Annotated in this window: 1 protein-coding gene; it reads left to right on the top strand. The window is 68.6% G+C overall.

What is annotated here, in order from left to right; genetic code table 11:
• The coding region (locus AC1DM5_RS36640) for an ATP-binding cassette domain-containing protein (protein WP_477976986.1) at nucleotides 1–357 on the top strand (357 nt) is incomplete at both ends.

Genomic DNA, 357 nt, shown 5'->3' with positions numbered 1-357 from the left:
GCGCCGGCAAGAGTTCGATGCTGAACGTGATCAACGGCGTCTATCACCCCCAGCAGGGCCGCATCGTGTTCCGGGGCGAGGAGCGGCGCCAGATGCATCCGACCGCCGCCGCGCGGCAGGGCATCGCGCGCACGTTCCAGAACATCGCGCTGTTCAAGGGCATGACCGTGCTGGACAACATCATGACCGGCCGCAACACCCAGTTCCGCACCGGCCTGTTCGCGCACGCGCTGTGGTGGGGCCCGGCGCGCGCCGAGGAGATCCGGCACCGGCACAAGGTGGAGGAGGTGATCGACTTCCTCGAGATCCAGGCCATCCGCAAGACCCCGGTGGGGCGCCTGCCGTACGGCCTGCAGA

It is taken from the genome of Rhizobium sp. 01T437 (assembly GCF_056398505.1).
The sequence above is the reverse complement of the archived record's forward strand: the minus strand, read 5'-3'. Positions and strand labels throughout refer to the sequence as shown.